Origin of the sequence: Pseudoalteromonas sp. CST2, from assembly GCF_028599385.1 — a bacterium.
In the GTDB taxonomy this organism is placed as follows: Bacteria; Pseudomonadota; Gammaproteobacteria; order Enterobacterales; family Alteromonadaceae; genus Pseudoalteromonas; species Pseudoalteromonas atlantica.
The window spans coordinates 33,289-53,815 of the sequence record NZ_JAQREO010000010.1 but is presented as its reverse complement, the minus strand read 5'-3'; the positions used below and the strand labels follow the sequence as shown (position 1 = coordinate 53,815).

General features: G+C 40.9%; 20 protein-coding genes. 17 read left to right on the top strand and 3 right to left on the bottom strand.

Annotation, left to right across the window (positions count from 1 at the left end; translation table 11 throughout):
• Positions 1–19: 19 nt before the first annotated feature.
• The 17 genes from PSH41_RS13455 to cyoE all read left to right on the top strand — a co-directional run bounded on the left by PSH41_RS13455 (position 20) and on the right by cyoE (position 16,699).
• Positions 20–631 (top strand): alpha-ketoglutarate-dependent dioxygenase AlkB family protein, encoded by a 612-nt coding sequence (locus PSH41_RS13455; RefSeq protein ID WP_004587146.1) that lies wholly within the window; start codon positions 20–22, stop codon positions 629–631.
• Positions 632–686: 55 nt separating this feature from the next.
• Positions 687–998, top strand: a complete 312-nt coding sequence (locus PSH41_RS13450) for a BolA family protein (RefSeq protein ID WP_004587145.1) — start codon at positions 687–689, stop codon at positions 996–998.
• A 124-nt stretch (positions 999–1,122) separates the two neighbouring features.
• Positions 1,123–2,316 (top strand): enoyl-ACP reductase FabV, encoded by a 1,194-nt coding sequence (gene fabV / locus PSH41_RS13445; protein ID WP_024034299.1) that lies wholly within the window; start codon positions 1,123–1,125, stop codon positions 2,314–2,316.
• 353 nt (positions 2,317–2,669) lie between these two features.
• A complete protein-coding gene (locus PSH41_RS13440) occupies positions 2,670–4,013 on the top strand; it encodes a Na(+)-translocating NADH-quinone reductase subunit A (protein ID WP_004587143.1) in 1,344 nt (447 codons plus the stop codon).
• Positions 4,014–4,016: 3 nt separating this feature from the next.
• The gene (locus PSH41_RS13435) at positions 4,017–5,219 is read left to right on the top strand and encodes an NADH:ubiquinone reductase (Na(+)-transporting) subunit B (RefSeq protein WP_273589288.1); all 1,203 of its coding nucleotides are present in this window, start codon (positions 4,017–4,019) and stop codon (positions 5,217–5,219) included.
• Positions 5,212–5,964 (top strand): Na(+)-translocating NADH-quinone reductase subunit C, encoded by a 753-nt coding sequence (locus PSH41_RS13430; protein ID WP_004587141.1) that lies wholly within the window; start codon positions 5,212–5,214, stop codon positions 5,962–5,964. The genes PSH41_RS13435 and PSH41_RS13430 overlap by 8 nt, the downstream gene beginning before the upstream one ends.
• Positions 5,964–6,596 carry an NADH:ubiquinone reductase (Na(+)-transporting) subunit D gene (locus tag PSH41_RS13425; RefSeq protein ID WP_004587140.1) on the top strand — a complete coding sequence of 211 codons (633 nt, stop codon included), beginning with the start codon at positions 5,964–5,966 and terminating at the stop codon, positions 6,594–6,596. Before PSH41_RS13430 ends, PSH41_RS13425 begins: the two co-directional genes overlap by 1 nt.
• Before the next feature lie 10 nt (positions 6,597–6,606).
• Positions 6,607–7,215, top strand: a complete 609-nt coding sequence (gene nqrE, locus PSH41_RS13420; RefSeq protein ID WP_004587139.1) for an NADH:ubiquinone reductase (Na(+)-transporting) subunit E — start codon at positions 6,607–6,609, stop codon at positions 7,213–7,215.
• A gap of 18 nt (positions 7,216–7,233) precedes the next feature.
• Positions 7,234–8,463, top strand: coding sequence for an NADH:ubiquinone reductase (Na(+)-transporting) subunit F (gene nqrF, locus PSH41_RS13415; RefSeq protein ID WP_004587138.1), 1,230 nt, complete (start codon positions 7,234–7,236; stop codon positions 8,461–8,463).
• A gap of 98 nt (positions 8,464–8,561) precedes the next feature.
• Positions 8,562–9,593, top strand: coding sequence for an FAD:protein FMN transferase (locus tag PSH41_RS13410; RefSeq protein WP_273589289.1), 1,032 nt, complete (start codon positions 8,562–8,564; stop codon positions 9,591–9,593).
• A gap of 162 nt (positions 9,594–9,755) precedes the next feature.
• A complete protein-coding gene (nqrM, locus tag PSH41_RS13405) occupies positions 9,756–9,968 on the top strand; it encodes a (Na+)-NQR maturation NqrM (RefSeq protein WP_264390403.1) in 213 nt (70 codons plus the stop codon).
• A gap of 1,174 nt (positions 9,969–11,142) precedes the next feature.
• On the top strand, positions 11,143–11,562 hold the full coding sequence (locus tag PSH41_RS13400) for a hypothetical protein (RefSeq protein ID WP_055016845.1): 420 nt from the start codon (positions 11,143–11,145) through the stop codon (positions 11,560–11,562).
• A 310-nt stretch (positions 11,563–11,872) separates the two neighbouring features.
• Positions 11,873–12,826 (top strand): ubiquinol oxidase subunit II, encoded by a 954-nt coding sequence (gene cyoA, locus PSH41_RS13395; protein WP_248442972.1) that lies wholly within the window; start codon positions 11,873–11,875, stop codon positions 12,824–12,826.
• A 2-nt stretch (positions 12,827–12,828) separates the two neighbouring features.
• The gene (gene cyoB, locus PSH41_RS13390) at positions 12,829–14,817 is read left to right on the top strand and encodes a cytochrome o ubiquinol oxidase subunit I (RefSeq protein ID WP_004587446.1); all 1,989 of its coding nucleotides are present in this window, start codon (positions 12,829–12,831) and stop codon (positions 14,815–14,817) included.
• Positions 14,814–15,449 (top strand): cytochrome o ubiquinol oxidase subunit III, encoded by a 636-nt coding sequence (cyoC, locus tag PSH41_RS13385; RefSeq protein ID WP_443197751.1) that lies wholly within the window; start codon positions 14,814–14,816, stop codon positions 15,447–15,449. The genes cyoB and cyoC overlap by 4 nt, the downstream gene beginning before the upstream one ends.
• Positions 15,449–15,805 (top strand): cytochrome o ubiquinol oxidase subunit IV, encoded by a 357-nt coding sequence (gene cyoD, locus PSH41_RS13380; RefSeq protein ID WP_058547274.1) that lies wholly within the window; start codon positions 15,449–15,451, stop codon positions 15,803–15,805. The genes cyoC and cyoD overlap by 1 nt, the downstream gene beginning before the upstream one ends.
• Positions 15,806–15,814: 9 nt before the next feature.
• The gene (cyoE, locus tag PSH41_RS13375) at positions 15,815–16,699 is read left to right on the top strand and encodes a heme o synthase (protein ID WP_029773836.1); all 885 of its coding nucleotides are present in this window, start codon (positions 15,815–15,817) and stop codon (positions 16,697–16,699) included.
• Between the two features lie 66 nt (positions 16,700–16,765).
• On the opposite strand, the gene PSH41_RS13370 is transcribed toward cyoE, so the two are convergent.
• The 3 genes from PSH41_RS13370 to PSH41_RS13360 form a co-directional block, all read right to left on the bottom strand.
• Positions 16,766–17,431 carry a hypothetical protein gene (locus PSH41_RS13370; RefSeq protein ID WP_273589293.1) on the bottom strand — a complete coding sequence of 222 codons (666 nt, stop codon included), beginning with the start codon at positions 17,429–17,431 and terminating at the stop codon, positions 16,766–16,768.
• Between the two features lie 133 nt (positions 17,432–17,564).
• Positions 17,565–19,532 (bottom strand): phytase, encoded by a 1,968-nt coding sequence (locus PSH41_RS13365; protein WP_273589294.1) that lies wholly within the window; start codon positions 19,530–19,532, stop codon positions 17,565–17,567.
• Between the two features lie 11 nt (positions 19,533–19,543).
• Positions 19,544–20,518: a metallophosphoesterase gene (locus PSH41_RS13360; RefSeq protein WP_273589296.1), complete on the bottom strand. Its 975-nt coding sequence runs from the start codon at positions 20,516–20,518 to the stop codon at positions 19,544–19,546.
• Positions 20,519–20,527 lie beyond the last annotated feature (9 nt).

Here is a 20,527-nt window from a genome sequence, read left to right as displayed (position 1 = left end):
AATGTAGGTAAATTCTAACATGCAACGGCAAAACGCCAACCCCCAACAGTTACCAAACGGCTTTTCTTATCAAAGTAAGGCGCTTAGTGCGCAAAAAAGCCTCGATTTATTTTATTATTTACAAAAAAATCTTAATTGGCAGCAGCCTAATGTCACTGTGTATGGCAGAACAGGGCCCATTCCACGTTTGCAATGTTTTATGAGCGACTTAAATATTGAATATGGTTACTCACACAGTAAACAAATAGTAGAGCCGTGGGATGAGGTGCTTTTAGCAATGCGAAAACGTTTAGAGCGACATTTAAATAAGCCGCTTAATTCGTTATTAGTCAATTATTACCGTGATGGTAACGACACCATGGGCTGGCACAGTGATGATGAAATAGAGCTAGGCCCTGAGCCTACCATTGTATGTATATCGCTTGGTGCTGAGCGCGTACTTAAATTAAAGCAAAAAGCCACCAATAAAGTCACCGACTTAAAATTACAAAGCGGTAGTTGCTTAGTGATGAGTGGGCATAGTCAGCGCGACTACCAGCACGCAATCCCCAAACAAACAACGCTTGCTCACCCACGGATCAGCTTAACGTACCGCTTTATTGAGCACATTAAGCAAAAGCAATTTAGTTAGTTAAATTAACTTGTTATAGTAGCTGCACAAATCAGTGACTAAATATGGTGTTTTAATGTCAATGCAACAACAAATTCAAGACAAGCTTAGTAGCGCGATTGCCTGTAAGCATTTAAACGTAATTAACGAAAGCCATATGCACAGCGCCGGTACTGAGTCGCATTTTAAAGTAATTGTGGTAAGCGAAGAATTTGCGGGTAAACGATTACTACAGCGCCACCGCCAAATTAACGAAGTACTAAAAGATGAGCTAGCAAATCATATTCATGCCTTAGCAATTCATACGTACACGCCAGATGAATTTTCAGAGCAGGGTGGCGAAGCACCTGACTCTCCAAATTGTATGGGCGGCTCAAAGCTAAATTAACCACAATGTAGGTTAGCCAATATAAATAGGGGTATTTGATCAGCTTTAACTGATCAGATCAGTGTTTTTAGTATTAGCCTTTAAACTAGCGCTAATTTTTATTGTAAAAGATATAGGATGATCAATGGTCATTAAGCCTAAAATTCGTGGATTTATTTGTACTAACGCACACCCTGTAGGTTGTGCAGAGCATGTTCAAGAGCAAATTAACTATGTAAAACAACAAGGCGAATTAAAAGATGCGCCTAAAAATGTACTCGTAATTGGTGCATCTACTGGCTACGGCTTAGCGTCTCGTATTACGGCGGCATTTGGCGGTGGGGCTAAAACACTGGGTATTTTCTTTGAAAAAGAAGGTACAGAGCGTAAAACAGGTTCTGCTGGTTGGTACAATACAGCAGCATTTCAAGACGCTGCAGATGAAGCTGGGCTTTGGTCAAAAAATATTAATGGCGATGCGTTTTCTAACGAAATTAAGCAAAAAGCAATCGAGACAATCAAAGCAGATTTAGGCAAAGTAGACTGTATTATTTACAGCTTAGCATCGCCTCGTCGTACCGATCCAAATACCGGTGAGGTGTATTCATCTACACTTAAACCTATTGGCAGTGCTGTAACTACAAAAAATTTAAATACGTCAAAGCGCGAAATTGACGAAGTAACAGTAGAAGCCGCAAGCCAAGATGACATCGACAACACCATTAAAGTGATGGGCGGTGAAGATTGGGAAATGTGGATTGATGCATTAAAAGAAGCAGACGTACTAGCCGATAACTTTAAAACCACGGCTTATACTTATATAGGTAAAGAGTTAACGTGGCCAATCTACGGGCACGCAACTATAGGTAAAGCAAAAGAAGATTTAGACCGAGCAACTGCTGCAATTAAAGAATCGACAAAAGATTTAAATGGTCAAGCCTATGTGTCGTCGTTAAATGCTGTTGTTACTCAGGCAAGCTCTGCTATTCCTATTATGCCGCTATATATCTCTGCTTTATTTAAAGTAATGAAAGCCGATGGCACTTATGAAGGCACCATTGAGCAAATTCATGCTTTATTTAGCGAAAACCTATACGGTGAAAACCCACGCTTTGACGAGGGCGGCCACTTATTCCAAAACTACAAAGAGCTAGAAGACGATGTACAAGCACGTGTGCAAGCTGTTTGGGATAAAGTAGATACGAGCTCAATTGATGAGCTAACCGATTATGTAGGCTACCATAACGAATTTTTACGTTTATTTGGTTTTGGCATTGACGCTGTTGACTATGAGCAAGATGTAGATGCAGTGAAGCCAATTGCAAACATGATTGACTAATCATACTTTGTAATTATAAAAAGTCGCTTATTGCGGCTTTTTTGCTTTTAGTGTTTTAGATATTTTGTGGCAGTTAGGTGCTTAGGCTACCACTTTGGTCTACCTTGATTTTTATTTAAAACACTTAACAAAACTAAATAAGCGTTTCTGTCGTATAATTTTCATAAATACACTCGCATAGTCGTACATAATGATGTTAAAATCGAAGCAATATGTGAGGAGTTTTACTGCGTTGCTTGTTTGATATTCCTAGCAAGTTGTTCTTTTGTACCTTGATATATCTTGGATAACTCAAGTGGCGACGTGGTTGATACGATTTTTCAGTTTCTTTCCGTTAATTAATGCAAGTGCGTATGATCAACATAAAAAAAGGTCTGGATTTACCCATAGAGGGCGCGCCTCAGCAAGTTATTCATGATGGTTCTGCCATCAAACGTGTAGCTGTGCTAGGTGAAGAGTTTATCGGTATGCGTCCAACCATGCATGTTCGTGTGGATGACCAAGTCAAAAAAGGCCAGGTACTTTTTGAAGACAAAAAGAACCCAGGCGTCCTATTTACTGCACCAGCTTCTGGTACAGTAAAAGAAATTAATCGTGGTGCTAAACGTGTGCTGCAATCTGTTGTTATTGAAGTAAACGGCAGTGAGCAAATCACCTTTGACTCTTTCAATGCAGATGAGCTTGCAAGCTTATCGCGTGAAAAAGCCAAAGAAGTACTTGTTCAGTCAGGTCAATGGACAGCACTTCGTGCTCGCCCATTTAGCAAAATAGCTGCGTTGGATGCAAATCCTAGCTCTATATTTGTAACCGCTATCGACACAAACCCTCTTGCTGCAGATCCTGCAGTAATTATTGCCGAAAATGCAGCTGCATTTGAAGCGGGTCTTGCTGTTGTTTCGCGTTTGACCGATGGCAAAGTATTTGTATGTAAGCAAGCTGGCAGTCAAGTTCCTAGCTCGTCTATCGCTCAAGTAGAAGTACATGAGTTCGGTGGCGTGCATCCAGCAGGCTTAGTTGGTACTCATATTCATCACCTTGATGCAGTATCTGTTAATAAACAAGTTTGGCATATTGGTTACCAAGACGTTATCGCGTATGGTCACTTATTCCTTACTGGTGAAATCAACACAGACCGTGTTATTTCGCTTGCAGGTCCTCGCGTTAAAAACCCTCGTTTAGTGAAAACACAACTAGGTGCTTCATTAGATGATTTAGTGGCAGGCGAATTAGAAGACGGTGATAACCGTGTTATTTCTGGTTCTGTTTTATCTGGCGCTATTTCTTCAGGTCCTCATGCATTCTTAGGTCGATACCACGTTCAAGTATCTGTTTTACTTGAAGGTCGCGAAAAAGAGCTGTTTGGTTGGATTGCACCAGGTAGTGATAAATTCTCTGTAACGCGTACATTCCTTTCTCACCTTGCACCGAGTCGTTTATTTAAAATGACAACGTCTACAGGTGGTTCAAAACGTGCCATGGTACCAATTGGTAGCTACGAGCGCGTAATGCCGCTAGATATTTTGCCAACCCTATTATTACGTGACTTAATTTCACGTGACTTAGACAGTGCAATTTCATTAGGCGCGCTTGAACTTGATGAAGAAGATTTAGCGTTATGTACCTTCGTTTGTCCGGGCAAATACGAGTATGGTTCTATCCTACGCGATTGCTTAACAACGATCGAGAAGGAAGGCTAAGAGATGGGTTTAAAGAAATTTTTAGAAGACATTGAGCCGCATTTTGAACCAGGTGGTAAACACGAAAAATGGTACGCCCTGTATGAAGCAGCCGCGACTATTTTTTACACGCCAGGTTATGTAAATAAAGGCGCAACTCACGTTCGCGATAATATCGACCTAAAACGCATGATGATTTTAGTGTGGATGGCGACGTTCCCAGCTATGTTTTTTGGTATGTTCAACACCGGTCATCAGGCCGCAGGTGCTTTAGCACAAGGTTTTGAACTAGCAAACTCTTGGCAGGTTGGCTTGTTCCAGTTATTTGGTGGTGAATTAACCGCTGAGTCGGGGTGGGGCGCTAAAATGTTCTACGGGGCATGTTTCTTCTTACCAATATACGCCGTTACTTTTGCAGTAGGTGGTTTTTGGGAAGTACTATTTGCTTCTGTGCGTAAGCATGAAGTTAACGAAGGTTTCTTCGTAACCTCTGTATTATTTGCACTTATTTTGCCTGCGACTATTCCTTTATGGCAAGTGGCGTTAGGTATTACGTTTGGTGTTGTTATTGCTAAAGAAATCTTTGGTGGTACAGGCCGTAACTTCTTAAACCCTGCATTAGCGGGCCGTGCGTTTTTATTCTTCGCATACCCTGCACAAATTTCAGGTGACACAGTATGGACTGCAGTAGACTCGTTCTCTGGTGCAACTATGCTAGGTCAAGCGTTTGTAGGCACTCTTGATTACAGCAACATGGAGCTATGGTGGAATGCGTTTTACGGTTTCATTCAAGGTTCTGTAGGTGAGACATCTACGCTTGCTGTGCTTATTGGTGGCTTATTCTTAATTTACGTTCGCATCGCTTCTTGGCGCATTGTACTAGGTGTATTCCTAGGTATGGTGGCAACTGCATTCTTATTAAATGCGGTTGGCTCTGAGAGCAATCCTGTATTTGCAATGCCTTGGCATTGGCATTTAGTACTGGGTGGTTTTGCGTTTGGTATGTTCTTTATGGCTACTGACCCTGTATCAGCTGCATTTACCGATAAAGGTAAGTTCGCATACGGCGCGCTTATTGGCTTTATGGTAGTTATGATCCGTGTAGTAAACCCTGCTTTCCCAGAAGGCATGATGCTAGCAATCTTATTTGCTAACTTATTTGCTCCACTGTTCGATCACTTTGTAGTGCAAGCTAATATCAAGCGGAGGTTGGCACGTAATGTCTAGTAATAACGAATCAATCGGCAAAACGTTAACGGTTGTTGTAGCACTATGTTTAGTGTGTGCAATTATTGTATCGTTTGCTTCTGTACAGCTTCGTCCTTTACAGCAAGCTAATAAAACTCAAGATATTCAACGTAATATCTTAGCAGCAGCTGATATTGAAATCGCAAACTCTGTATCTGACACATTCGATGGCAAAATCGAAGCACGTGTTGTTGATATGGATACTGGCGAATTTGTTGAAGATGCTGATCCAAACTCATTTGATTTCGAAAAATCGAAATTCGACCAACAAAGAAGTTTTGCACTTAAAGCAGAAGGGATTAAGGACATCGCTGGTATTCAGCGTATGACTAAAAACTCACCTGTTTACATCTCTAAAAAAGAAGATGGTTCTACAGATGCAATCATTTTACCTATCCAAGGTTACGGCCTTTGGGGTGTAATGTATGGTTTCTTAGCGCTTGAAAGCGATGGCGAAACAGTTAAAAACATCAACTTTTACAAGCATAGCGAAACACCAGGCCTGGGTGGCGAAATTCAAAACCCACAATGGACAGCTAAATGGCAAGGTAAAGAGTTACCTATTAACATTATGAAAAGCGGTGCAAGCAACGAACATCAAATTGATGGTTTATCAGGTGCTACACTAACTTCTAATGGTGTTGATCACACAGTTGACTTTTGGACTGGTGAAAACGGCTTTGGACCTTTCCTTGCGAAGGTACGTGAAGGAGCGTTGAAATAATGGCTGATACTAAAGAAATGAAGTCGGTCCTATTTGGTCCGGTTTTAGCTAACAACCCAATCGCATTACAAGTACTTGGTATTTGTTCTGCTCTGGCGGTAACGTCTAGCTTAAAAAATGCCTTAATCATGTCAATTGCTTTGACATTAGTAACGGCGTTTTCTAGCTTGTTCATTTCAAGCATTCGTAACCACATACCTTCATCAGTACGTATTATCGTACAGATGACGATCATTGCTTCACTAGTAATTGTTGTAGACCAAGTATTACAAGCATTCTCTTACGCTACGGCGAAAGAGCTTTCTGTATTCGTTGGCCTAATCATTACTAACTGTATTGTAATGGGTCGTGCTGAAGCGTACGCAATGAAGTCGCCGCCACTTATGTCATTTTTAGATGGTATTGGTAATGGCTTAGGCTACTCAGTGGTATTACTTACAGTTGGTTTCATTCGTGAGCTATTTGGTAAGGGAACACTATTCGGTGTTGATATTATCCCATTAGTACAAGATGGTGGTTGGTATCAACCTATGGGTCTATTGATTTTACCACCGAGTGCATTCTTCATCATTGGTTTATTCATATGGGTACTTCGTACTTATAAGAAAGACCAAGTAGAAGCTAAAGCGTAAGGGGCAAGCAGTGGAACATTATATTAGTTTATTTGTAAAAGCGGTTTTTATTGAAAACTTAGCTTTAGCTTTCTTCCTAGGTATGTGTACTTTCTTAGCAGTATCTAAAAAAGTAACTACATCAATTGGCCTAGGTGTAGCCGTTATTGTGGTACTGGGTATTTCTGTACCAGTAAATAACTTGGTTTACCATGCCGTACTTGCACCGGGTGCATTAGAGTGGCTTGGTTACCCTGAAGCAGACCTTAGCTTTTTACGTTTCTTAACGTTCATTGGTGTTATTGCAGCACTTGTGCAAATTTTGGAAATGGCATTAGATAAGTTTTTCCCTGCACTTTACAACGCATTAGGTATCTTCTTGCCACTAATCACAGTTAACTGTGCGATTTTTGGTGCGGTATCATTCATGGTTGAGCGTAACTATAACTTCGGCGAGTCTGTTGTTTATGGTGTTGGCGCTGGTGTTGGTTGGGCGCTTGCAATTACATTACTTGCAGGTATCCGTGAGAAAATGAAATATTCAGACGTGCCAGATGGCCTACGTGGTTTAGGTATTACCTTCATCACTGTTGGTTTAATGGGTCTTGGCTTTATGTCATTCTCTGGTATTTCACTGTAAAGGTAGCGAGGATAAATCATGAGTTATGAGATTTTCTTAGGCGTTGGTGTTTTCATCGCTATCGTTGTACTACTAGTTTTAGTTATCATTGGTGCTAAATCTAAGTTAGTTGCAAGCGGTGACATCATCATCGGTATTAATGGCGATCCAGACAAAGCCATTAAAACATCAGCAGGTAGCAAGCTTTTAGGCGCGCTATCTGAATCAGGTATTTTCGTATCATCTGCATGTGGTGGCGGTGGCTCTTGTGGTCAGTGTCGTGTACACATTAAAGAAGGTGGTGGCGATATCTTACCAACAGAACTTGATCACATTTCTAAAGGTGAAGCCCGTGAAGGCTGTCGTTTAGCGTGTCAGGTAAATGTTAAAAACGACATGGAAATTGAACTTGAAGAGTCAATTTTCGGTGTTAAAAAATGGGATTGTGAAGTTATCTCTAACGATAATAAAGCAACGTTCATTAAAGAGCTTAAGCTACAAATTCCAGATGGCGAATCAGTGCCTTTCCGTGCGGGTGGTTACATCCAAATCGAAGCGCCTGCTCACCATGTTAAATACGCAGATTTCGATATCCCTGAAGAGTATCGTGGCGACTGGAATCACTTTGGTTTCTTCGACCTGGAGTCAAAAGTAGACGACGAAACAATTCGTGCATACTCAATGGCTAACTACCCAGAAGAAGAAGGCATTATCATGCTTAACGTGCGTATTGCTACGCCGCCGCCAAGAAACCTAAGCCTACCATGTGGTAAAATGTCATCGTACATTTGGTCACTTAAAGCAGGCGACAAGGTAACTATTTCAGGTCCATTTGGTGAGTTCTTCGCTAAAGACACCGACGCTGAAATGGTATTCGTAGGTGGTGGTGCAGGTATGGCACCAATGCGTTCACATATCTTTGACCAACTTAAGCGTTTAAACTCTAAGCGTAAGATTAGTTTCTGGTATGGTGCGCGTTCTGAGCGTGAAATGTTCTATGTTGAAGATTTCGATGGCTTAGCAGCTGAAAACGATAACTTTGTATGGCATACCGCATTGTCTGATCCACAACCAGAAGATAACTGGGAAGGTTACACAGGCTTTATCCATAACGTACTTTATGAAAACTACTTGAAAGATCATGAAGCGCCAGAAGATTGTGAGTTCTACATGTGTGGTCCTCCAATGATGAACGCGGCTGTTATCGGCATGCTTAAAGACCTAGGTGTAGAAGACGAAAACATCTTACTAGATGACTTCGGTGGCTAACACCCATATCAAAACAGCTTAGTTTTGGTTAAAATACGGGCCTCGTCGCACATTGTGCAACGGGGCTTTTTTTATTTTATTTTACATGGGCTAATTTAATGAACAGAGTAAGCAGTTCTCAAGGCGCTATCAGTATTTTTTTATTAACTATAATGCTATTTATCTCTGGCTGTGGGGCTGATAAAACACCTCAGGAGGTATTTTTAGAAGGCAAAACGATGGGCACCACCTATCATATTAAATACTTCGCCGACGATAAAAGCGTTGATGCCACTAAATTACAGCAGCAAATAGATACGCAATTGAAAGCGGTTAATCAGTCTATGTCTACGTATATCCGCGATTCTGAAATTAACACATTTAATAAATTACCCGCCAACCAGGTTATGCCAATTAGTGAAGACTTTAGGGCTGTGGTGAGTGAATCGATTCGTTTAGGTAAGTCGACCAAAACGCTTGATGTAACGATGGGCCCGTTAATAGATTTATGGGGCTTTGGACCTGATAAAAAACCAACTAAGCGCCCAAGTGATGAAGCACTTGCTGCAATGATTGAAAAAATTGGTGTAGATAAACTAAATCTTACTGAGCAGGGCCTTGCTAAAACAGTTGATGGTTTAGAGCTGTCGTTTTCGGCCACAGCGAAAGGGTATGGCATTGATAAAGTAGCGCAATTACTTGAAAGCCAAAATATTAGTAACTACATGGTAGAAATAGGTGGGGAGCTGCGCATTGGCGGTGAAAAGCCAAATAACCAAGATTGGAAAATCGCGATAGAGCAGCCAGATGCGCCACCAGGCGAGCGAAAAGTTCACCGAGTATTAGCGCCCGGTACGAATGGCATTGCAACATCAGGTGACTACCGTATTTTTTATAAAATGGATGGCGAAACTTACACTCATTTAATTGACCCAGTAACAGGCATGCCAATCAAACATGACTTAGTGTCGGTTACTGTATTACATCCTAGTGCAATGACCGCAGATGGCTTAGCAACCGCATTAACGGTTATGGGAATGGACGATGCTAAAGCATACGCTGAAAAGCGCGATTTACCTGTGTACTTAATGGCTAAATCAGACAAAGGCATTGTGACTTACGCGAGCACTGCTTTTAAACCTTATTTGTAATATAATGGCGTTTAGCTAAAGCTTTATTCGTGCTAAACGCATATTACAACCGATTTTTTGAAATAGACTTCTCTCGCATCTATGTGGGTTTTGGGTGTATAATTTAGCGGTCGCTCAAAAATGTTTGAGCATAATTTATTGCTGATCAATAGGGGCTAAGCAATGTCACTTTTTTTTCTTACATTTGGTTTATTAATTTTAATCGTGATAGCTATGGCTGTTGGTATGATCGTGCAAAGAAAATCTATGGCAAGTAGTTGCGGTGGGTTAGGCTCGGTAGGTATTGATAAAGCCTGTGATTGTGACGATCCATGTGATAAGCGTAAAAAGCGTATGGCTAAAGAGCAAGCCTGGAAAGAAAACCAAATTATTTAAGCCGTAGCTTAATGATAAAAAGCGCCTTATGGCGCTTTTTTTGTACCTGTATATTTATTGTCCAACCTCTGTTTTAAATAAACGCAAGCTTAATGTATTAGACCAAGGTCTATAGTTTAGTTTTTTTCACCTATTAGGTTCATTTTTCTCGTTTGTCAAATTGGAGCTAACACTCTAAAGTTTAACCATAGACACAGAGCAAGGCTCCAGTCATAAGCTTGAGGCATAAAAGTTAGCCTCGCTTAAAAGAATCTTTATATTGTGTGTGAAGATGTTGTCAGTGTGAAAGGCAACTCAAGTTCGGTGGATTCACTTCCATAAATAACAGCTTGAGTTGTTTTTATTCCCTACAATTGCCACGCAGTGTAAACCAAAAATCTTTATATTGTGTGTGAAGATGTTGTCAGTGTGAAAGGCAACTCAAGGTCGGTGGTGACTGGTTTTGAGTTGTTTTTATTCTCTACAATTGCCACGCAGTGTAAACCAAGAATCTTTATATTGTGTGTGAAGATGTTGTCAGTGTGAAAGGCAACTCAAGTTCGGTGGTGACTTAGCTTGAGTTGTTTTTATTCCCTACAATTGCCATGCAGTGTAAACCAAGAATCTTTATATGTGTGTGAAGATGTTGTCAGTGTGAAAGGCAACTCAAGGTCGGTGGTGACCGGTTTTGAGTTGTTTTTATTCCCTACAATTGCCACGCAGTGTAAACCAAGAATCTTTATATGTGTGTGAAGATGTTGTCAGTGTGAAAGGCGGCTCAAGTTCGGTGGTGACTGAATTTGGGCTGTTTTTGTTTGTGCGGCTTTATTTTTAACTTCATTAATCCCCCTTATCTCTACTCCTCAAGCTTCCTAAATATAAAATATTTATAAACTAAATCTTTATTTTTATTATGTTATTTTTTATTAACAAAATAGCTGCGAAAGCTTAACGCAAAACTTTATATTTTTTGTTGAACCGAAAACTGTCTTTGTTATACTCAGCATCGAACTTTCAGTAAGTTTTGAAAGTTTGTTTGATACGGATCAATTCTCACTAGGTAAATGTGTGCTAGCCGGTTTGATTGTATTTAGCACCTCGTTTTAGGGCTTACAGCAGCAATGTTTTTTTAATTTTTCCATTGCGCGCTTTATTACTCTAATTTTGTTATTAGTCATTTAGTAGGTTAATGTCTTTGAACACACTTTCTTTGCATCATACAAATACGGCTTTTGCTTCTAGCAAACCGCAAACGTGTGAACGCTTGAATAAAGCGGGCAAGGGCGTGTGTGTCGCTATAACATTATTAGTGTTTAATACGGTAATGCTGCTAAGTGGTGCATTAGAGGATGCCTTTCAGCTTGAAGCGTTGTTTAGCAATGGCTCTATTGTTGAGCCTGTTTTGCTGCACATTACGCAATTTTTAGCTCATCCGATCATATCTAGTCAGTTACTCATTGGCCTTTGCTGGTTATTGTTCCATATTTTTCCGGCGCGTCGTGCTGGAATAATCCTTCGTAAAGCCGCTTTCGCTTTTCGCGAGGCAAAAGTACACCAACCTGTGTCCGCTGCACATGGTTGTCGTGCTCCACCTAGCTTTACAGGTTGTCTGTAAGGCTTCACTTGTTGCTGGTTTTAATTATTTTTTCTTGCTGTAAATAATTAAAGTTTGCATTAGCAATGTAGCCGCGTGTTTTAAACACGTCAGCCAACCAACACTCACCCAAGTTAACTTTTATTACGTTATATAAATGCGTTTAGAAGCTGGGTTTGTTGCTAGGTATTTTTTGCATCCACTTGCAGCGGGTTCAGTCCCCTTTATTTTTATAATTTAGTTCTAGTTAACTTGGGTTTTTATTGAAAAATCGTTGCTTAATTTTTATTCAAAGCAGCAAATTAAAACTCTAGGTTTGTAGGATACTCCCTTGTTAATTCGTAACCTTTGTAATATTGCTTTAGCTAGTACGGTGCTGGCGTTGTCAGGCTGTAAAGGCGGGATACTCGATCCAAAAGGCCAAATAGGTATTGATGAGAAGAACTTAATCATCATTGCTACTGTCCTTATGCTGCTCGTAGTAATCCCCGTTATTGTGATGACTTTGTATTTCGCATGGAAATACCGAGACACACAAGATCATGAAATTTATGCACCAAAATGGGCTCATTCAAATAAGATTGAAGCCGTTGTTTGGGCTGTTCCTATTGTTATCGTTATTATTTTAGGTGTTATTACCTGGCAGTCTACCCAAGACTTAGACCCCTATAAACCTATTGAAGGTAAAGGCGAGCACCTCACTGTAGAGGTGGTTTCATTAAACTGGAAGTGGCTATTTATTTACCCAGAGCAAGGTATTGCAACGGTAAATGAATTGGTATTTCCGGCGAATGTGCCGGTGGAATACAAAATCACTTCAGAAAGCACAATGAACTCGTTTTTTATTCCTCAGCTAGGTAGTCAAATTTATTCTATGGCAGGCATGGAAACCAAGCTTCATTTAATCGCAAATGAGCCGGGCACATTTAAAGGCTTTTCTGCTAATTACAGTGGCGCAGGTTTTACCGGTATGAAGTTCAATGCCATTGCCACCCCAACACAAGCTGATTTTGACAAGTGGGTAACAAGCGTTAAAGCCAATGCTAATAACCTCACGCATGCCAATTATGTTGAGCTTGCAAAAGCCAGTGAAAACAATCCTGTTGCCTATTATGGCAAGGTCGACGACGGCCTATTTCATACCATTGTTATGAAATATATGCAGGCACATGGCGATATGAACAAAAAACATCAAGCGATGAGCGAGCATGGGCAAATGAGCAAAAAGCACCATGAAATGAATGAACACGCAATGCCTTCATCTCACAGCCAGGGCGAGGAATAATAATGTCGTTTTTAGGTAAACTTTCACTCGACGCAATTCCGTTTCATGAGCCAATTATAATGGTTACCATGACGGTGATAGCGATTGCCGGGCTTATTATTGCCGGGCTTATTACTAAATATAAAAAGTGGGGCGTGCTTTGGCACGACTGGATCACCTCTGTTGATCATAAACGCTTAGGCGTAATGTACATATTTTTAGCATTAATAATGCTGTTTCGTGGTTTTTCTGATGCCATTATGATGCGTGCGCAGTTAGCACTTGCTACCAGTGGTGCACCAGGTTATTTGCCTCCTGAGCATTACGACCAAATATTTACAGCGCACGGCGTTATCATGATCATATTTATGGCTATGCCATTTATGATTGGCCTAATGAACATTGTATTGCCACTGCAAATTGGCGCACGCGATGTCGCTTTTCCATTTTTAAATAACCTAAGTTTTTGGTTTACTGCCAGCGGAGCCATTTTAATTAACTTGTCGCTTGTATTTGGTGAGTTTGCAAAAACAGGTTGGGTGGCGTATCCGCCGCTTTCGGAGCTGACCTTTAGCCCTGGGGTGGGGGTCGATTATTATATATGGGCCTTGCAAATTTCCGGGCTCGGTACGCTTTTAACTGCAGTAAACTTTTTAGCGACTGTGTTTAAAATGCGTGCCCCAGGTATGACCCTAATGAAAATGCCAATTTTTACATGGGCATGTACATGGGCAAATATCTTAATTGCAGCATCTTTCCCTATTTTAACTGCTGTGCTGGGCATGCTAACGCTTGACCGTTACCTTGATTTTCACTTTTTTACCAATGCAGCGGGCGGCAACGCCATGATGTACATCAACCTGTTTTGGGCGTGGGGTCACCCTGAGGTTTATATTTTAGTACTGCCTGCTTTTGGTATTTTTTCTGAAATTATCTCAACCTTTGCCGGTAAACGTTTATTTGGTTACAAATCGATGGTGTATGCCAGCGGTGCAATCTCTATTTTAGGTTTTATTGTTTGGCTACACCACTTTTTCACCATGGGGTCGAGCGCCAACGTTAATGCGTTCTTTGGGGTAATGACCATGGTTATTGCCGTCCCAACTGGCGTTAAGCTATTCAACTGGTTGTTTACCATTTACCGCGGCCGTTTACGTATCAGCGTTCCTGTACTTTGGACATTAGGCTTTATGGTTACCTTTACAGTAGGCGGTATGACCGGCGTACTACTGGCTATTCCGGGTGCCGATTACGTGTTGCATAACAGTTTATTCTTAATTGCGCATTTCCATAACACAATCATTGGTGGCGCTGTATTTGGCTACCTTGCAGGTTTTGTATTTTGGTTCCCTAAAGCAATGGGCTTTAAGCTTAGCGAAAAATGGGGTAAAGCGTCTTTCTGGTGTTGGATAGTTGGTTTCTTCGTGGCGTTTATGCCGTTGTATGTACTTGGTTTCTTAGGTATGACACGTCGCTTAAACCACACTAATAACCCAGATTGGAACATGTGGTTATACATTGCAGCAGGCGGTGCAGTCATTATTATGTTTGGTATTATTTTCCAAGTCGTGCAGCTATTTGTCAGCTTTAGAGACCGCGAAGCACTTGACGATACAACCGGCGATCCGTGGAACGGCCATACACTAGAATGGGCAACTAGCTCACCTCCACAAGTGTATAACTTTGCCACTATTCCTCACGTTGATGACATTGATGCCTGGACCGAAGCGAAAGAAAAAGGCCAAGCGTATCAAACAAAAGCAAGCTACAGCCCAATTCATATGCCAAAAAACACAGCATCTGGGGTGTTAATTGCAGCAAGCTTAACTGTATTTAGCTTTGCCATGATCTGGCATATCTGGTGGTTAGCTGCCGTTGGTTTTGTTGGCGCAATTGCCTTATTTATCAAGCGTTGTTACACCAGCGATGTTGATTACTATATACAACCTGATGAAATCGCACGTATTGAAGCTGCGTATAATTCTAGTGGAAATAAGGAGCTAAGCGCGTGAGTACACTATCTGCGAATGTAGAAACTGCCCATTTAGACTCAGTTTTGCACGATGATCATGCACATGAGCATCACGATACCTCTGGCGATACAATTTTTGGCTTTTGGTTATACCTAATGACCGATTGCCTATTATTTGCCTCGTTTTTTGCCACTTACGCCGTGCTGTTTATGAACACAGCCGGTGGTGTATCAGGTAAAGACATTTTTGAACTCGACTTTGTTGCTGTAGAAACAGCGGCGCTACTCATTAGTAGTATTACCTTTGGCTTTGCCATGATTGCCGCACAAGGGCAAAAAAAGGCACTAACACTCACCTGGTTGTTTATTACCTTTTGTTTAGGTGCTGTGTTTATAGGCATGGAAATTTACGAATTTCATCACCTAATTGTGTATGGCAATGGTCCACAACAAAGTGCCTTTTTAACCTCATTCTTCTCGTTAGTAGGCTTACATGGTTTGCACGTAACTGCGGGTCTAATTTGGATGAGTATTATGATGATAGAAGTGGCTAAACGCGGCTTAGGTAAACAAACAGTGACACGCTTAAGCTGCCTAAGCCTATTTTGGCACTTCTTAGACATTGTTTGGATTTGTGTATTTACCGTTGTTTATTTAATGGGAGCAATGTAATGAGCCACAGCGAAACACATGCGTTAAAGCAAATGCAAAGTGATCACCATGATGAATCTCATGGCAGTGTTAAAACGTACTTAATAGGCTTTGTGCTATCAATAATTTTAACCGCCATACCGTTTTACATGGTAATGGAAGGCGACTTTTCAAAAGTAACTACGCTTTGGAGCATTGTTACTTTAGCTATTGTACAAATTTGGGTGCACTTAAAATACTTTTTACACCTTAATTTTACGACAGAAGATGGTCGTGCAAGTACCTTCTCATTTTTATTCAGTGCCCTAATTATCGTCATGGTTGTTGGGTTATCGGTTTGGATAATTTACGAATCTAACGCAATGATGATGTACTAGGAGTTGAAGATGTTTCGTCGTTATTTATCAGTGACTAAGCCAGGCATTATTATGGGCAACCTTATCAGCGTTGCAGGCGGTTTTTTACTTGCCTCGCGCGGGGATATAGACCCATGGCTAATGGTTGTTACGCTTATTGGCTTGTCACTTGTGGTTGCATCGGGCTGTGCTATCAACAATGTAATTGATAGGGACATAGATGTAGCCATGGCACGTACTCGTACGCGGGTTACAGTAACAGGCGAAATGTCGGCCTTTGCTGCACTAAGTCATGGGGTTTTATTGGGGGTTGTAGGTTTTGGTTTACTCATTGCTTACACCACACAAGCCGCGGTATTTTTTGCAGCGTTTGGCTATATCATTTATGTTGGGGTTTATAGCCTTTACATGAAGCGCAACTCAGTTTATGGCACGTTTGTAGGTAGCCTTTCTGGCGCAGTGCCTCCTGTTGTAGGTTACTGCGCTGTAACCGGGCAGTTCGATATAGGTGCATTAATATTATTAGTTATGTTTAGTCTGTGGCAAATGCCACATTCATATGCCATTGCTATTTTTCGCTTTAAAGATTACCAAGCCGCAGGTATCCCCGTATTACCCGTAGCGCAAGGTATTGATAAAGCGAAGCGCCATATTGTACTTTATATTGCTGTGTACGCTTTAGTCGTCATGCTATTACCAATAAGTGGCTACACTGGCGCCGCCTTTATGGCTGTGGCGTGTATTACCAGTTTTTGGTGGTTACTTATGGCCCTGCGTGGCTATCGCCGTAATATTAATTTAACGAGCTGGGCACGCCAAGTGTTTGCTTTTTCTATTATAAATATTACAGCACTCAGTATAGCTATGGCCGTTGACTACCACAGCGCAGCGCCACAACTGCTTACACTGATATAATTTTTAAAACTTTATATTTCCAAAGTTAATCCAAAGGCTCGAAAGGGCCTTTTTTCATGTTTGAAACTATTTATTTAAACTTTCTGCTTCGTAAAACAAAGGTTTTAGGGAGCCGCAGTTTATAAATTTATACGTTAACTCATTCTGGCTGGGAAGGAGGGTTGAGGTTCTAAACTTTTGCATACAGGCATTTACCAAATCTACAAAAATTAAGTGGCTGAAACTAGGTGCTTGGCTAATTTTATGTATGTAAATTCGCTCTGTGCTACCTAGGTCTATCATGTCGTATTCTTGCCACTGGCTAGCTTTAGCTAAATCTTTTAATTGGCGAGCATATAGCTGCTTACTCATTTCTATTGTTCTGTTTGTGTAAATTAGGCTGCCTGCTTTTTTGTAATTGCCTTCGTACACATCTGCGGTAATGGTTATTTCTTCACCGCGCATTAAGCGTTGAATATTAAATGGTTTGGGCTTTAGCGTTATAAGCTCTGCGTTGCGTACAACATCTAAAAAAGCCACATCGGGGTTTTTAATCCTATACACCACTTGTACATCATGCGGTAATTTATAGCCGGGTAAGTTAAACGCATAAATTCCTGAACCTTTATTCACCAGTGCTATTGCATGCTCAGCCTTGTATTTGGGGTTGAGCGGGGGCAACTCTGCTGCCTCTTCCTCAGCAAAAGCGTATCCGCTTATAGTAATGATCAACAAAGTAAGAAGTAAACGCATAATAACCTCAATTAATTTATGAGCTTAAAGTGTAGTATATAGCTTTAATAACTCTAAATTTACTAGGTTTATTTTAAATACACATAGTAAAAAGGCTCGTAAGAGCCTTATTGCATTTAAATATGGTAGGTTTTTACTTAATCGCTTTTTTTACTTCACGCCAGTCAATAATTTTAAAATTTTGTGGTTGTAGTGGCATACGGTTGTAGCCGTCTTGCACTATAAGCATGCCTTCAGGATAGCCTGGTAAAGCTTTAGCTGTAACGGTTAAGCCGTCTGTTTCACCTGCGCCGTCAATGCCTTTATCTAGATTAGCAATCACATTAAATTTACCTGCAAAGCTTAGGCTAGGCTGTGTATTATCTGATATTTTATAAAGTACATAGCTATTATCGCCTTGGCTTGATACTACTAAATAACGAGCATCATCAGCATGATAAATTTCCATGCCTTCAACATCTGCCACAAGTTGCTCATTTATACCTTGTAGCATGGCCGCTTTGTTGCCAGAAGTTGGCTCTGCACCGATATACCAAATGCCTGCATCTTCTTCACCTGCAAATAATTGGCCTAGTTTATCATCGGCACTACAGCCTTCTGGTTGGCTTGGTAGGGTAAACTCTCTAACCAGTTTACCGCTTAAGTTACCTTGCTCACCGGTGAGTTTATATTGCTGGAATAAACCTGATTTATCATTAACAAATACGTATTGACCAGATTCAGACGAATACATACACATACCGTAAATCTCAGTCAGGTTTGTGGCTACTTCTGTTACATGGTTTACTTTGTTCTCGCTATCGACAGTAAACACGCTAATACTGTTAAGCGTGCGGTTGCTGGCTGTGATCCAAGTCTGGGTTTCGTTGTTTATACCCTGATGCTGGCGTACATCAACATTATTTAAACGCCCAACATTAAGCGATTGTATTTTGTTGCCATCAAGATCATAAACCATCAAGCCGCGGCGTTTATCTGTGCCCAAAATTAAGCTGCTTTTAGCGTCTTGTTCATTTATCCAAATTGCTGGGTCATCTGCTGCATCACCAAATGCTGCAACTGGCGTTGTTTGTGCGCTGGCATGAAGGTGAGTCATCGCGACTTGGTTTTGTGAAGTAACTGTTTGCGCAGTGTAGTTAACATTTGCTTGAATGTAGGCACCTGTTTCATCATCAATTAAAACTAGCTGCGCTTGATTGTTATTGAGCAAACTCGCTGCAACAGATTCAATGGTGTGATCGCCAGAAAGTGACCACTGACTTAGTTTTTCAGTATTTTCGTGGTAAGCATAGATCATATTGCCATCAGTGGCAGTAAGCCATAAAGTACCATCTTGTGATACTGATAATGCCCCGATTTCAGCTTTTAATTCACCGTAAGGTTGCACTAAAGCCACAGGTTGTTTATTGGCATCTGATTCCGCATCAGCATTAATGGCCCACACACCTAGCTCTGCTTCGCCCACATACAAAGTTTTAGTTTCATCATTAACAGCACAGCCTGAAGCCTCAGTGACTGCAGAGAACTCACGTACTGCAATATTTTTAGCTTGTTTAGTGGCTAAATCATAAATAATGGTTTCGCTGATCAAGCCTCGAACATCCGGCACAAATGCTGAAACAGTCTTGTTATCAGTGTTTTTAAATAAACACACGGCATCAGGCTGAGCTTGAGGAGGGGTAATACGAGAGAGTTCATTTATCTGCCAAGTTTGACCATTTTTTTCAAGCTTAAAGATGGCGACGTTGTCTTGGCTTTTATCAATGCTTGAGAGTAAAAATTGCTGCGCTGATAATTGTTTTAGTGAAATTGACTCAAAGTTTCCGGCGAGCAGCACTCGGCTTTGCTCGTTATCGGCAATTAATAAGCCTTGGCTTTCACTGGCAATAAGCCATTGATTATTACCAAGTGCAGCGGCTTGTGAGCCTTGCATGTTTTGTTGTGGGCCGAATAATTTAGTTTCAATATCTGTTTTTTCAATATATGGCTTTGCAATAGCTGTATTATTTTGCGTATCGTCATTACTTGTACAAGCGCTTATTGCAGTTATTAGGAGTGCACTGCCAAGCACCGCTGAAATTGTATTTAGTTTAAAGTTCATTATTTTATCCTTTACTTATCTATGTGCTTTTCAGTGCTAAAACGTACTTCACCAAGGTGATTAATCGCACCTACACTGAATGTTTCGCCATTGATAGATACACTTAAAAAACCAGGTGTTGCTTCTGCGTAGCGAGTAAATTCACGTTGTTTTACAAACCGTGCTTCACTGCCTCCACCAGAGATAAAGTGAGCCACTTTGCTATTTTTTGGTTGATTGTATTGCAAGTCGTGCTCGTGCCCTGCGATATAAGCATGCACGTTATGACGCTCCAAAATAGGTTCTAAAATGTCGCGAAGCCCTTGGTTACGGCCAAAGCGTTTACCACTTGAATAAAGCGGGTGGTGGCCTACCACAATTTTCCACTTTGCTCTACTGCCTGCAAGTTGGGTTTCAAGCCAAGTAAGCTGGGCTTTATAGCCTTGCCCTTGGGTTGAACGGTATTTATCACGGTCTTTATATTCAGGCTGGATCGGATTGGTATCTAAAAAAACCATTAACACTTGCTCGTTGTTTTCAAGCGCAAATGTTTTACTGTAGTACCTTGCAGGTAACTGCCAACGCTGACTTTTTTCTGTGTAGTCAATTTGTGCTTGAACATTACCCAAGTAATCGTGATTACCTAAAACAACATACCAATCTTCAAATGTGTGAGGGCCGTGGTATATGCTCTCAAAGGCTGATTGCCAAAGCGGATCGTTAACGCTTGCCACACCATTTGAGTAAAAGTTATCGCCAGTTGAGACGATAAAGTCAGCATCAGTTTGGTACATGGCTATTTCTAATTGGTGAGCCACTTCTTTTTGATAAAAGTGGCCGTTGTGCCCCCAATCACCAATTACCATAAAGTTAAGGCTATCAGGTAGCGTATTTAACTTAGCTATTTTTTGCTGTTGATAAAGCTCATCTTTATAAATAACAGGCTCGACTGCACTGAGCGCTGATGAGCTCAGTAGGGCGGCCATTATGAAAGACAATTTAAACATGTTCTAACT